Annotated in this window: 13 protein-coding genes and 2 pseudogenes; 11 read left to right on the top strand and 4 right to left on the bottom strand. The window is 67.5% G+C overall.

Annotated features, from left to right (window positions below):
* Positions 1–406: pseudogene (locus tag C5O18_RS00005) on the bottom strand (hypothetical protein); the annotation flags it as partial.
* Positions 407–546: 140 nt separating this feature from the next.
* Between C5O18_RS00005 and C5O18_RS00010 the strand changes: the two are divergent.
* Both C5O18_RS00010 and C5O18_RS00015 read left to right on the top strand, forming a co-directional pair.
* Positions 547–804 (top strand): FAD assembly factor SdhE, encoded by a 258-nt coding sequence (locus C5O18_RS00010; RefSeq protein ID WP_105190842.1) that lies wholly within the window; start codon positions 547–549, stop codon positions 802–804.
* Between the two features lie 46 nt (positions 805–850).
* Positions 851–1234 carry a protein YgfX gene (locus C5O18_RS00015; protein WP_105190843.1) on the top strand — a complete coding sequence of 128 codons (384 nt, stop codon included), beginning with the start codon at positions 851–853 and terminating at the stop codon, positions 1232–1234.
* On the opposite strand, the pseudogene nadB reads toward C5O18_RS00015, so the two are convergent.
* Positions 1190–2766 (bottom strand): annotated as a pseudogene (gene nadB / locus C5O18_RS00020) (L-aspartate oxidase). The gene C5O18_RS00015 and the pseudogene nadB overlap by 45 nt on opposite strands.
* Positions 2767–3010: 244 nt before the next feature.
* Between nadB and C5O18_RS00025 the strand changes: the two are divergent.
* From C5O18_RS00025 to C5O18_RS00060, 8 genes are all read left to right on the top strand, one after another.
* On the top strand, positions 3011–4405 hold the full coding sequence (locus tag C5O18_RS00025; protein WP_105190844.1) for a DegQ family serine endoprotease: 1395 nt from the start codon (positions 3011–3013) through the stop codon (positions 4403–4405).
* A gap of 182 nt (positions 4406–4587) precedes the next feature.
* Positions 4588–6390, top strand: coding sequence for a translation elongation factor 4 (gene lepA, locus C5O18_RS00030; protein WP_105190845.1), 1803 nt, complete (start codon positions 4588–4590; stop codon positions 6388–6390).
* 69 nt (positions 6391–6459) lie between these two features.
* Positions 6460–7287 carry a signal peptidase I gene (gene lepB / locus C5O18_RS00035; RefSeq protein WP_105190846.1) on the top strand — a complete coding sequence of 276 codons (828 nt, stop codon included), beginning with the start codon at positions 6460–6462 and terminating at the stop codon, positions 7285–7287.
* Positions 7260–8012 (top strand): ribonuclease III, encoded by a 753-nt coding sequence (gene rnc / locus C5O18_RS00040; protein WP_241146684.1) that lies wholly within the window; start codon positions 7260–7262, stop codon positions 8010–8012. Before lepB ends, rnc begins: the two co-directional genes overlap by 28 nt.
* Positions 7999–8961, top strand: coding sequence for a GTPase Era (gene era, locus C5O18_RS00045; RefSeq protein ID WP_105190848.1), 963 nt, complete (start codon positions 7999–8001; stop codon positions 8959–8961). Before rnc ends, era begins: the two co-directional genes overlap by 14 nt.
* Before the next feature lie 62 nt (positions 8962–9023).
* Positions 9024–9800 (top strand): DNA repair protein RecO, encoded by a 777-nt coding sequence (recO, locus tag C5O18_RS00050; RefSeq protein ID WP_105190849.1) that lies wholly within the window; start codon positions 9024–9026, stop codon positions 9798–9800.
* 26 nt (positions 9801–9826) lie between these two features.
* Positions 9827–10543, top strand: a complete 717-nt coding sequence (gene pdxJ / locus C5O18_RS00055) for a pyridoxine 5'-phosphate synthase (RefSeq protein WP_105190866.1) — start codon at positions 9827–9829, stop codon at positions 10541–10543.
* A 34-nt stretch (positions 10544–10577) separates the two neighbouring features.
* Positions 10578–11036, top strand: coding sequence for a DUF6882 domain-containing protein (locus C5O18_RS00060; protein WP_105190850.1), 459 nt, complete (start codon positions 10578–10580; stop codon positions 11034–11036).
* Positions 11037–11123: 87 nt separating this feature from the next.
* Here C5O18_RS00060 and C5O18_RS00065 read toward each other — a convergent pair whose 3' ends face one another.
* A complete protein-coding gene (locus tag C5O18_RS00065; RefSeq protein WP_158249221.1) occupies positions 11124–11834 on the bottom strand; it encodes an SIMPL domain-containing protein in 711 nt (236 codons plus the stop codon).
* A gap of 85 nt (positions 11835–11919) precedes the next feature.
* Here C5O18_RS00065 and C5O18_RS00070 point away from each other — a divergent pair, with 85 nt between their 5' ends.
* A complete protein-coding gene (locus tag C5O18_RS00070; protein ID WP_105190852.1) occupies positions 11920–12468 on the top strand; it encodes a TIGR00645 family protein in 549 nt (182 codons plus the stop codon).
* Positions 12469–12485: 17 nt separating this feature from the next.
* Here C5O18_RS00070 and C5O18_RS00075 read toward each other — a convergent pair whose 3' ends face one another.
* Positions 12486–12821: an ArsC/Spx/MgsR family protein gene (locus tag C5O18_RS00075; RefSeq protein ID WP_105190853.1), complete on the bottom strand. Its 336-nt coding sequence runs from the start codon at positions 12819–12821 to the stop codon at positions 12486–12488.
* Positions 12822–12829 lie beyond the last annotated feature (8 nt).

Here is a 12829-nt window from a genome sequence, read left to right on the forward strand (position 1 = left end):
CGTCGATGGCACCGGCGCCGAGCAGGCCGCTGATCGTGCGTGCCTGCGGCGTCAGCACGACCTTGGAGAACACGGCATATTTCGCCAGGCGCGCGCGTGTGGTTTCCAGCTGGTCGGCGGGCAGCAGCAGCAGGTAGCCGTCGGCCACGGCGATGGCACGGAAGCTGGCCTGCACGCGGCCCTTGAGGTTGAGCAGGCAGCCCAGGCGCGACTGGTTGCCGGCGACTTCGCGCATGTCGGTGGTCACCTGTCCCTGCAGGAATTTCTCCGCGTCGCTGCCGGTCACGGCCAGGGTCGCCCAGGGCAGCGGAACGGTCAGCACGCCGCCGGCCAGCAGGGTGCCGGTGGCCTGGCGGGTGGCGGCGGAGGGGAGGTCGAAACGGTCTGCCGGGGCGGCGCTGCTCATGGTGTCTCCGGTGTCTCGCCCGCTGTAATTCCGGGCCGGCGGGGCGGTATTGCCGGCGTGCACTGGCGAAATGGGGATCGCGGTGCCAAATACAAGCTCTATATAATGCCGCGCCTGAATCACGATTGCAGAGGTTTTCCATGACGCGGCCGTTTACCGACAGCGAACGCCGCCTGCGCTGGCAGTGCCGGCGCGGGCTCAAGGAGCTCGACGTGCTGCTGGAGCCGTTCATGGAGGAGCACTATCGTGACCTGCCCGAAGACGAGCAGCAGCTGTTCCGGCGCCTGCTGGAGCAGGAGGATGTCGACCTGCTCGCCTGGTTCATGCAGTACCTCCGGCCGGAAGACCCGGACCTGGAGCGCATGATCCATGTCGTGCTCCGGCGTCTGGCGACCTGAATGCCGTCTGCGGCCGTCGCGTCTTGAGCGACGCTGCCGCCTCCTCGTGCTGCTGTCCTGCCTGTGCGCGCTGCCGCTGTCGCACGTGCCCGCCCCTGTGCTGCTGGCGGCCGTGCCGCTGGCGCTGATCCTTGCGTGGTCGCTGTGGCGTCACCAGGCCGGCAGCCTGCCGCTGGCAGTCCTGAAGCAGCTGCCGGATGGCTGGCGCCTGACCCTGGTATCGGGCGAGCAGTGCCTGGCCGAGCTGGCGGGGCCGGTGCGCGACTGGCCCGGCCTGCTGTGCCTGCGTTTTCGTGTCACGGCCGGCGAGGGCTCGGTGGCGTACGGCACTTGCTGGCGGGTGCTGCTCTGGTCGGATCAGCTGCCCGCCGCAGACTGGCGCCGCCTACGCGTGTCGTTGCGCTGGCGCCGTCGCGAGCAGGCTGTATGACTCCGGCAGCAGCACCGTGTCCGCGCTCTGCGCGCTGGTCTGCGGGTGGTCGAGCGTGTAGTGCAGGCCGCGCGACTCCTTGCGCATCAGCGCGCAACGGATGATCAGCTCCGACACCATGACCAGGTTGCGCAGCTCCAGCAGGTTCGCCGACACGCGGTAGTTGTTGTAGTACTCGGCGATCTCCGCCTGCAGCAGCAGCACGCGGTGCAGCGCGCGCTGCAGGCGCTTGGTGGTGCGCACGATGCCCACGTAGTCCCACATGAAGCGGCGCAGCTCGTCCCAGTTGTGCAGGATCACCACGTCCTCGTCCGGGTCGCGGACCTGGGAGGCGTCCCAGGCCGGGCAGGGTGGCGGCGTTGGCGTGCTGTCCAGGCTGGCCTGGATGTGCTTGGCCGCCGACATGGCGAACACGAAGCACTCCAGCAGCGAATTGCTGGCCATGCGGTTGGCGCCGTGCAGGCCGGTGAAGGAGGTCTCGCCGATCGCGTACAGGTTGGGAATGTCGGTGCGGCTGTTGAGGTCGACCATGACGCCGCCGCAGGTGAAGTGCGCGGTCGGCACCACCGGGATCCACTCTTTCGTGATGTCTATGCCGTGCGACAGGCAGGTCTTGTGGATGTTCGGGAAGTGGCTGGTGACGAACTCCGCCGGCTTGTGCGTGATGTCCAGCCAGACATGGCGGATGCCCAGCCGCTTCATCTCGAAGTCGATGGCGCGCGCCACGATGTCGCGCGGCGCCAGTTCGGCACGCTCGTCGAAGCGCGGCATGAAGCGTTCGCCGTCGGGGAGGCGGAGCACCGCGCCTTCGCCGCGCATGGCTTCGGTGATCAGGAAGTTCTTGGCCTTGGGGTTGTACAGGCTGGTCGGATGGAACTGGTTGAATTCCAGGTTGGCGACGCGGCAGCCGGCGCGCCAGGCCATGGCGATGCCGTCGCCGGTGGCGATGTCCGGGTTGCAGGTGTACTGGTAGGCCTTGCTGGCGCCGCCGGTNCGCCGGGCAGGCCGAGCTTGTGCGTGGTGATCAGGTCGACCGCGACACGGTTTTCCAGCATGTCGATGTGCGGGCATTCGCGCACGCGCGCCAGCAGCGTGGTGGAAATGGCCTGCCCGGTGGTGTCGGCGGCATGGATGATGCGCCGGTGCGAATGCCCGCCCTCGCGGGTCAGGTGCAGGTGCGAGGCATCGTCCAGGGTGAAGCCGACGCCCTGGTCGACCAGCCAGCGGATGGCGTCCGGTCCGTGCTCGACGGTGAAGGTGACGGCATCCTCGTGGCAGAGGCCGGCGCCGGCGACCAGGGTGTCGCGGACATGGTTGTCGGTGGAGTCGGTTTCGTCCATGGCGGCGGCGACGCCACCCTGGGCATAGTAGGTGCTGGCATCGGTGAGCGCGGCCTTGGACAGCACCGCGATGCGCAGCGAGGGGTCGAGCTTGAGCGCGAGCGTGAGGCCGGCGGCGCCGCTGCCGATGATGAGGACGTCGTGCTCGAAGGATGCTGCCATGTTCGCGGCCTTGGATAGGGTGACTGTCATGAGGGCGTGATGATGCCATAGTATGGGCCGGCGATAATCCTTCCTCCCATGGGGGTATTGGCCCGGGCCCGAAGGGGCTATTGCCTGTCCCGATGTTGTGCGGCAGGCTGTCTACCCTGGGCCGCCTCCCGGCGTTATCAGCGGTCTCTCCCCGGCGGACAGCGCCGGCGCATGTCGCGCCGCGCTCCGCACGCAGGGTCCCACACCCGTGTTCCGGACACGGGAAAACAAGGAGATACACACGATGTCCCTGCGTCAGCACGGATTGACCTGGCTTTCCGCCATCGCTTTCGGACTTTTCTCCGGCCTGGCCCAGGCGGCCCTGCCCGCGTTCGACGCCATCGTCGACGCGGCCAGCCCGTCGGTGGTCAACATCAGCGCCACGGCCAAGAGCCGTCCGGCGCAGATCGCCTCCGGCGACGACATCCAGGAGCTGCTGCGCCGCTTCTACGGCCTCGAGGCGCAGCCGCAGCAGCCCCGCACCCGGCAGTCCTTCGGCTCCGGTTTCATCATCAGCAGCGACGGCTATGTGCTGACCAACAACCATGTCATCGACCAGGCCGACAAGGTCACCGTGCGCCTCAGCGACCGCCGCGAGGTCGAGGCCAAGGTCATCGGCACCGACCCGCGCACCGACATCGCGCTGATCAAGATCGCCGCCACCGACCTGCCGGCGGTGAAGATCGGCGATCCCTCGAAGCTGCGCGTCGGCGAGTGGGTGCTGGCCATCGGCTCGCCGTTCGGCTTCGACTACTCGGCCACCGCCGGCATCGTCAGCGCCAAGTCGCGCGCGCTGCCCAGCGAGGCCTACGTGCCCTTCATCCAGACCGATGTCGCCATCAACCCGGGCAACTCCGGCGGCCCGCTGTTCAACGCCGCCGGCGAGGTGGTCGGCATCAACTCGCAGATCTACAGCCGCTCCGGCGGCTTCATGGGCCTGTCGTTCGCGATTCCGGTCGATGTCGCCATGGAGGTGGTGGGTCAGCTGCGCGACAAGGGCAAGGTCAGTCGCGGCTACCTCGGTGTCGCCATCCAGGAAGTGACCAAGGACCTGGCCGATGCCTACGGCCTGGCCAAGCCGGCCGGCGCGCTGATCTCCAGCGTGGAGCCGGAGTCGCCGGCGGCGCGTGCCGGCCTCAAGGCCGGTGACGTGGTGACCGAGTTCGACGGCAAGCCCATCACCCTGTCGGCCGAGCTGCCGCAGGCCATCGGCCGCGCCAAGGTCGGCAGCGTGTATTCGCTGGGCATCTTCCGCGACCGCAAGGCGCAGCAGCTCAAGGTGGCCATCGAGCCGCTGCCGGAAGAGGAGACGGCTGCCGGTGGTGCCAAGGGCACGACCCCCGACCTGTCGCGCCTCGGCCTGCGCCTGCGCGACCTGCAGGAAGCCGAGAAGACGCAGCTGAAGATCGCCGGCGGCGTGCTGGTGGTGCAGGTGGCCGATGGCTCCGGCGCCGAGGCCGGGCTGGCGGTCGGCGATGTCATCACCCAGATCGGCAGCACGCCGGTCAACAACGGCCGCGAGTTCGTCGCCGCCGTGCGCAAGCTGTCGGCCGGCCAGACCGTGCCGCTGACGGTGGCGCGGCGTGGCAACAGCCTCATCCTCGCGCTGCGCCTGGAGCCGCAGGACTCGGCACGCTGATCACGCGTGAGCGTGTGCGAGGCGGTCTTCAGGCCGCCTCCGCGCGCCGGCTCATGCAGCAGCGCGCGCCGGTGACGGCGCCGGGCCTCGTGCTACACTACGCCCCTTTTGTTGGCCCGGTGCGCTTCGGCGCGCCGGTGCTTAGTGCAGCCTTGTGTGCAGCCCCATCCGGGTGAGTGTCCGTGTCCGATATCCAGAACATCCGCAACTTTTCCATCATCGCCCACATCGACCACGGCAAGTCGACGCTGGCCGACCGCTTCATCCAGATCTGCGGCGGTCTCGAAGACCGTGAAATGCAGGCCCAGGTCCTTGATTCCATGGACCTTGAGCGCGAGCGCGGCATCACCATCAAGGCGCATTCGGTGACGCTGTACTACACGTCGAAAGTCAGCGGCCAGAAGTACCAGCTCAACTTCATCGATACCCCGGGCCATGTCGACTTCTCCTACGAGGTCAGCCGTTCGCTGGCCGCCTGCGAAGGCGCGCTGCTGGTGGTCGATGCCGCCCAGGGCGTGGAGGCGCAGTCGGTCGCCAACTGCTACACCGCCATCGAGCAGGGTCTCGAGGTCATGCCGGTGCTGAACAAGATCGACCTGCCGCAGGCCGAGCCGGAGCGTGTCTGCGAGGAGATCGAGGAGATCATCGGTGTCGAGGCGATCGATTCGCCGCAGTGCTCGGCCAAGACCGGCCTGGGTGTCGTCGACGTGCTGGAGGCGCTGGTCACGCGCATCCCGGCGCCGGTCGGCGACCGCGACGCGCCGCTGCAGGCGCTGATCATCGATTCCTGGTTCGACAACTACCTCGGCGTGGTGTCGCTGGTGCGCATCAAGAACGGCCGGGTGAAGAAGGGCGACAAGATCCTGGTCAAGAGCACGGGTCAGACGCACCTGGTTACCAGCGTCGGCGTGTTCACGCCCAAGCACACCGAAACCGGTCTGCTGGAGGCCGGCGAAGTCGGCTTTGTCATCGCCGGCATCAAGGACATCTTCGGCGCGCCGGTCGGCGACACGCTGACGCTGTCGACCACGCCCGGCGTGGAAGTGCTGCCCGGCTTCAAGAAGGTCAAGCCGCAGGTCTACGCCGGCCTGTTCCCGATCACCTCGGACGACTACGAGCCGTTCCGCGACGCGCTGTCGAAGCTGACGCTGAACGACTCGGCGCTGTTCTTCGAGCCGGAATCGTCGGACGCGCTGGGCTTCGGCTTCCGCTGCGGCTTCCTCGGCATGCTGCACATGGAAATCGTGCAGGAGCGCCTGGAGCGCGAATACAACCTCGACCTGCTGACCACGGCGCCGACGGTGATCTACGAGATCGTCACCAAGAAGGGCGAGACGCTCTACGTCGACAACCCGTCCAAGCTGCCGGACACGGGCTCGGTCGAGGAGTTCCGCGAGCCCATCGCCGAGTGCCATATCCTGGTGCCGCCGGAATACGTCGGCGATGTCATCAAGCTCTGCCAGGAGCGTCGCGGCACGCAGAAGAGCATGCTGTTCCACGGCAAGCAGGTGGCGCTGACCTACGACATTCCCATGGGCGAGGTCGTGCTCGATTTCTTCGACCGCTTGAAGTCCTGTTCGCGCGGCTACGCCTCGCTGGACTACGCCTTCAGCCGCTTCGAGGCTTCCAGCCTGGCGCGCGTGGACATCCTCATCAACGGCGAGCGCGTCGATGCGCTGGCCATGATCTGCCACACCGACAACGCCCGTTACCGCGGCATGGCCATTGTCGAGAAAATGAAGGAACTGATTCCCCGCCAGATGTTCGACGTCGCCATCCAGGCCGCGATCGGTGCGCAGATCATCGCGCGTCAGACCGTCAAGGCCATGCGCAAGGACGTGCTCGCCAAGTGCTACGGCGGCGACGTGTCGCGCAAGAAGAAGCTGCTGGAGAAGCAGAAGGAAGGCAAGAAGCGCATGAAGCAGGTCGGCAGCGTGGAAATCCCGCAGGATGCCTTCTTGGCCGTGCTCAAGGTCGACAAGTAAGCGGGCCGCCGGCCCGGAATTGCCGTGTGGCCGGCCTCGCAGAGGCGGCCGTCCGTACAGGAGAGTCTCTTGGACATCGATTTTTCGCTGGTGCTCACCATCGCCGTGCTGGTCTGCGGCGCGCTCTGGGCCTTCGATGCCCTGCTGCTGAAGCCGGGTCGCCGCCGCCGGCTGGAAACCGCGCAGACCGCGGCCCGCGCCCAGGGCAGCACGCTGCCGGCCGAGGCCGAGCAGCAGATCCTGCGCGAGCCCTGGCTGTTCGAGACCGCGCACGGCTTCTTTCCGGTGCTGGCGGTGGTCTGGCTGCTGCGCTCCTTCCTGGCCGAGCCGTTCACCATCCCGTCGGGCTCCATGCTGCCCTCGCTGGAAGTCGGCGACTACGTGCTGGTCAACAAGTTCAGCTACGGTGTGCGCCTGCCGGTGATCGGCACCGAGATCCTGCCGCTGGGCCGGCCGGAGCGTGGCGATGTCATGGTGTTCAAGTTCCCCGAGCAGCCGTCGATCAACTACATCAAACGCGTCATCGGCCTGCCCGGCGACCATATCGAAAGTCGTGACGAAGTGCTCTACATCAACGGTGTCGAGGCCAAGCGCGAGCTGCTGTCGCAGGAACCGGAAGTCGATCCCTGGGAGCAGGTCTGGCGCGAGAACCTGCTCGGTGCCACCCACACCACGCGCGAGGAGATCGGTCGCCAGCCGGCCGGTGCCAACTGGTCCTACACGGTGCCGGCAGGCCATTACTTCATGATGGGCGACAACCGCGACAACTCGAACGACAGCCGCTTCTGGGGCCCGGTGTCGGAGGAGCTGATCGTCGGCAAGGCGTTCTATATCTGGATGCACAAGAAGCCGGGCCTGCACCTGCCGGTATTCTCGCGCAACGGGAGCATCGAGTGACCGATCCGCTGGCCCGCTTCCAGCGCATCCTCGGCTACCAGTTCGAGGATGCGCAGTGGCTGAAGCTGGCGCTGACGCATCGCAGCGTGTCCGGGCGCCGCAACAACGAGCGTCTGGAGTTTCTCGGCGACGGCCTGCTCAACTTCGTGATTGCCGACTGCCTGTACCTGCAGTTCCCCGACCAGGACGAGGGCCGGCTGTCGCGCCTGCGCGCGACCCTGGTGCGCCAGGACAGCCTGGCCATCATCGCCCGCGAGTGGCAGCTCGGCGACTTCCTGCTCATGGGCTCGGGCGAGCTCAAGAGCGGCGGGTTCCGGCGCGAGTCCATCCTCGCCGACGGCGTCGAGGCGGTGATCGGCGCCATGCACCGCGATGGTGTCAGCCTGCCCGACATGCAGATGCACATCCGCCGCTGGTATGGCGACCGGCTGCTCGCCCTGCAGGCCGGTGACACCCTGAAGGATGCCAAGAGCCGCCTGCAGGAGTGGCTGCAGGCGCGCAAACGCCCGCTGCCGCAGTACGAGGTGCTTTCCATCACCGGCGAGGCGCATGATCAGCATTTCCACGTGCGCTGCGTGGTCGGTCCCGACGAGACCGGCAAGACCGCCGCAGCTGCCGTGATCACCGAGGGCCGCGGCCCCAGCCGGCGCATCGCCGAACAGGAGGCCGCCGCCGTCGCGCTGGCCTCGCTACAGGACACAGGAAGCCAGCATGGCCAGCAATGACGATGTGATCAGCAATTTCTTCGGGCAGGGTGGCGCCGGCGATCAGCCGGCCTGGCCGGCAGACTACCGCTGCGGCTACGTGTCCATCGTCGGGCGGCCGAATGTCGGCAAGTCGACGCTGCTCAACCACATCCTCGGACAGAAGCTCGCCATCACCTCGCGCAAGCCGCAGACCACGCGTCACCGCATGCTCGGCATCGTCACCCGCGACAATGTGCAGGCGATCTATGTCGACACCCCGGGCATCCATGGCCAGGAGCGCAAGGCGATCAACCGCTACATGAACCGCGCGGCCAGCTCGGCGCTGAAGGATGTCGACGTGGTGCTGTTCGTGGTCGACGGTCTGAAGTGGTCGCCGGACGACGAGCTGGTGCTGGAGAAGCTGCAGAAGATCAGCTTGCCGGTGCTGCTGGTGATCAACAAGGTCGACACGGTCGAGGACAAGGCGGCGCTGCTGCCGCACATCGAGCAGCTGACGCAGCGCCTGCCGTTCGCGGAGGTGGTGCCGGTGTCCGCGCTCAAGGGACACAACCTCGACCGCCTGCATGACGCGGTCGGCCAGCGCCTGCCGTTCTCGCCGCCGTTCTACGACGAGGACCAGATCACCGACCGTTCGCAGCGCTTCCTGGCAGCCGAGATGGTGCGCGAGAAAATCATGCGCCAGCTCGGCGAGGAAGTGCCCTACGAGCTGACCGTGGAGATCGAGGAGTTCAAGCAGGAGGGGCGCCTGCTGCGCATCTCGGCCTGCATCCTGGTCGAGCGCGAGGGCCAGAAGAAGATCGTGATCGGCGACAACGGCCAGCGCCTCAAGCTGATCGGCACCGAGGCCCGCATCGACATGGAGAAGCTGTTCGGCAGCAAGATCATGTTGTCGCTGTGGGTCAAGATCAAGGGCGGCTGGTCCGATGACGAGCGCGCGCTCAAGAGCCTGGGCTATGGCGATGCCTGAGGCGGCGTGCCGGGGCCTGCGGGCTCTGGTGATGCGCTCGCACGGCGGCACGGGGCGCCGGCGTGCGTGACCTGGACTGGCAGCCGGCCTATCTGCTGCATGCCCGCGCCTACCGCGAAACCAGCGTGCTGGCCGAATGGCTGCTGCCCGGTCCCGGCCGTGTCGGCAGCATCCTGCGTGGTGCGCGGCGCAAGGGTGGCAGCCTGCCGGCGCCGTTCCAGCCCTATTTCGTGCAGGTCGCCGGTGGTGGCGAGCTGAGGCAGATCCCCGGCATCGAGCCCGCCGGCCCGGCCTTGTCGCTCACCGGCGGTGCGCTGTTCTCCGGGCTTTACCTGAACGAGCTGCTGGTGCGCCTGCTGCCGCGCGAGCTGCCGCAGCCGGAGCTGTTCGTGGCCTACGCCGGCGCGCTCGGAGAGCTGGCCGAACTGGTCGGCGGTGACATGACGGACATCGAGCTGGTGCTGCGGCGTTTCGAGCGCCAGCTGCTCGACAGCATGGGCCAGACGGTCAGCAACATGCACCAGGCTGATACCCACGAGCCGCTGCGGCCGGGCTGCTTCTACCAGTACTATCCCGAACATGGCTGGCTGCCGGCGCGCGAAGGCCAGCGCGGCGCCTGCGACGGCGATGACATCCTCGCCGTGGCCGCCGACGCGCTCGACACGCCGGCCCGCCGCCGTCTGGCCAAGGCCTTGTACCGCATGGCACTGGAGCCTTTGCTGGGCGGGCGGCCGCTGAAGAGCCGCGATCTGTTCGCCGCCATGGTGCCGGCTGCCGCCGGCGCGATATTCACCGAACCACCGCCCGCCCCGACGGCGGATGAGGAGCCCGCATCGTGACCGTTTCCGCCAGCAGTCCGCTCTATCTGGGCGTCAACATCGACCACGTGGCGACGCTGCGCCAGGCGCGCGGCACGCGCTATCCGGAGCCGGTGCACGCGGCGCTGATCGCCGAGGAGCACGGGGCGGACGGCATCACCGTGCATCCGCGCGAGGATGGCAGGCACATCCAGAAGCGCGACGTGCGCCTGCTCGCCGAGGTGCTGCAGACGCGCATGAACCTGGAGATGGCGGTGACCGAGGACATGCTGGCCTTCGCCGAGGAGATCCGGCCTGCGCATGTCTGCCTGGTGCCGGAGAAGCGCGAGGAGCTGACCACCGAGGGCGGCCTGGACGTGATAGGCGGTTTCGACCGCGTCAGCGCAGCCTGCCGCCGCCTCGGCCGGCTGGGCATGGACGTGTCGCTGTTCATCGATCCAGATCCGGCGCAGATCGACGCCGCCATCCGCGCCGGCGCGCCGACCATCGAGTTGCACACCGGCGCCTATGCCGATGCCGAAACGGCCGAGGAGATCGAGGCCGAGTTCCAGCGCATCCGCCTGGCGGCCGAATACGCGCACGGCAAGCTGGTGGTCAACGCCGGCCACGGCCTGCACTATCACAATACCCAGCGCATCGCCGCGCTGCCGCAGTTCCACGAGCTCAACATCGGCCACGCCCTCATCGCGCGCGCGCTGTTCAGCGGCCTGGCGGCAGCGGTGAGCGACATGAAGCAGCTGATGCTGGCGGCCCGCAGGGGCTGAGCCGGCCACAGCGCAAGCAACGGAAAACGAAGAGATGAACGACGAAGAGTTCGATGCCTTCCTGGCCTCCTGCTGCCAGGCCCTGGCAGTCAAGCAGACCGAGCTGGACGGGCGCTACGGCCTGACCGCGCAGCGCCGCTGGTATTTCGATGACCACGAGGGCGTGCTGATCTTCTTTGGTGACGATGGCCGCGCGCAGCTGCGTTTCGCGGTGACGCCAATCGGCACCTACGCGGCCAACCAGGAAACCTGGAAGTGGGCCTGGGCCAACGGTCACATCGAGCAGCCGCTGCGCGACAAGGCGCAGGCGCTGCAAGGCCTGTTCGGGGTCACCGACTACGAATGCTTCATCGAGGCCGAGCCGTTCGCGGTCGACGAGGGCATGGCCTGGGAACTGGCCGCCGCCGCCGTGCATCAGCTGGGTGCGTTGGGCTGCTACCGGGCGCCGAACCGCGAGATCCAGCTTTTCCTCGCACTGGACCGTTTGCTCTGAGCCTGGAGGCTGACGCCTGAGGCCGGGCTGCCGGAGGGGCATGGCCGCCGGCCCGCCTGTCCGTGCCAGGCGGCCGGCGGCAGCCGATCAGGGCTGGAGCTGGATGGTACCGTTGACCGACACGCTGAGGCGACTCTCGCCACCGGCCATTTCCGGCACCGGCGCGGCTTCGTCGGCCGACGCCTTCATGGCCATCATCATGGGCGCGCGCGGGAAGTAGCCGCCGCCGGTGCTGCCGAGGTTCATCTGCACCAGCTGGTAGCCCTTGGCGCCCCAGGCCTGGCGCACTGCGTCAGCCTTGCTGCGGAAGGCGGCGATGGCCTCGCTGGTGAGCTGCCTCTCGATGTCCTGGCGGGTCTCTTCCGACACCACGAAGCCCAGACCCTGCAGCTGCAGGCTGTCCTGGAGCTGGGCCAGCAGTTCGCCGGCGGCCTTGAAGTCCTTGGATTCGACGGTCAGCTCGGCACGGCCGCGCCAGCTTTCCAGTTTCTGGGTCTTGCCGTAGATCGGCCAGTTGCGCTGGTTGCCGGAGGAGACCTTGACGGTCGGGAAGGCCTTGGCGCGCGCCAGCGCGTTGTTCATGGCCAGGGTCAGGCCGCGTGCGACGGCTGCCGGGTCGCGGTCGTTCACTTCGACGCTCAGGGTGGCGCGCAGCAGATCGTTGGGCAGCACCTGCGAGACCTCGGTCTGGAAGTCGACGCGGTTCATGGGCTGCGGCTCCGCGGCCATGGCAGGAGCGGCCAGCGCGAGAGCGAAGGCCAGGCCGGACAGGGCGAGCGGGCTGAAATGATTTTTCATGAAAAATTCTCCGTGGACCGGGGCGCATCTGCTGCGCCCCTCGGGTCGGCTTCGTAGAATACGCGCCAATTCTACGGAGGATGACATGCGCAACACCAAGTCCCAGCTCGCTCGCGTGATTTTCTTCAGCCGCTGGCTGCAGCTGCCGATGTACCTGGGCCTGATCGTGGCGCTGGGTATCTACTCCTACAAGTTCCTGGTCAAGCTCGCCGACCTGGTGATGAACGTCGGCAGCCTGCACGAGGACCACATCCTGCTCAGCGTGCTGTCGCTGATCGACGTGGTGATGATCGCCAACCTGCTGGTCATGGTCATCGTCGGCGGCTACGAGATCTTCGTCAGCCGCCTGGACATCAACAACCATCCCGACCAGCCCGAGTGGCTGCACCATGTCGATGCCGGCGTGCTCAAGGTCAAGCTCGGCATGGCGCTGATCACCATTTCGTCGATCCATCTGCTGCGCAGCTTCATCGACGCCGGCAACCTGTCCGAGCACACGCTGTACTGGGAGGTGGTGATCCACCTGGTGCTGGTGTTCTCGGCCGCCTTCATCGCCGCCACCGACTGGCTGATCCAGGTCAAGTCGCGCCAGCTCATCCAGCAGAGTCACCACGAGAAGCCGGACAGGCACTGAGGTGCCGTGCCGCCCGGTCAGGGCAGCAGCGGCGAATCCAGGCCGACGGTGACGCGCCGGCCGTCGCTGAGCAGCGGCCGCTTGATCAGCGACGGCTTGTCGACGATCAGTGCGACCAGTCCGTCCGGCGTCGCAGCCGCCGCCTGGGCGCCGGCATCGAGCTGGCGCCAGGTGGTGCCGCGGCGGTTGACCAGCTCGTCGCCGACGACGGCCAGCCAGGCACGCACCTGCTCCGGCGAAGGCGGTGCCTTCTTGAAGTCCTGGAAGTCGTAGGCCGTGCCCGCCGCGTCGAGGCGTGCGAAAGCCTTCTTCATGCTGTCGCAGGCCTTGATGCCGCAGATCGTCAGTGCCATGGCCGTCA

The organism is Amnimonas aquatica (assembly GCF_002943415.1).
GTDB lineage: Bacteria > Pseudomonadota > Gammaproteobacteria > Pseudomonadales > Moraxellaceae > Perlucidibaca > Perlucidibaca aquatica_A.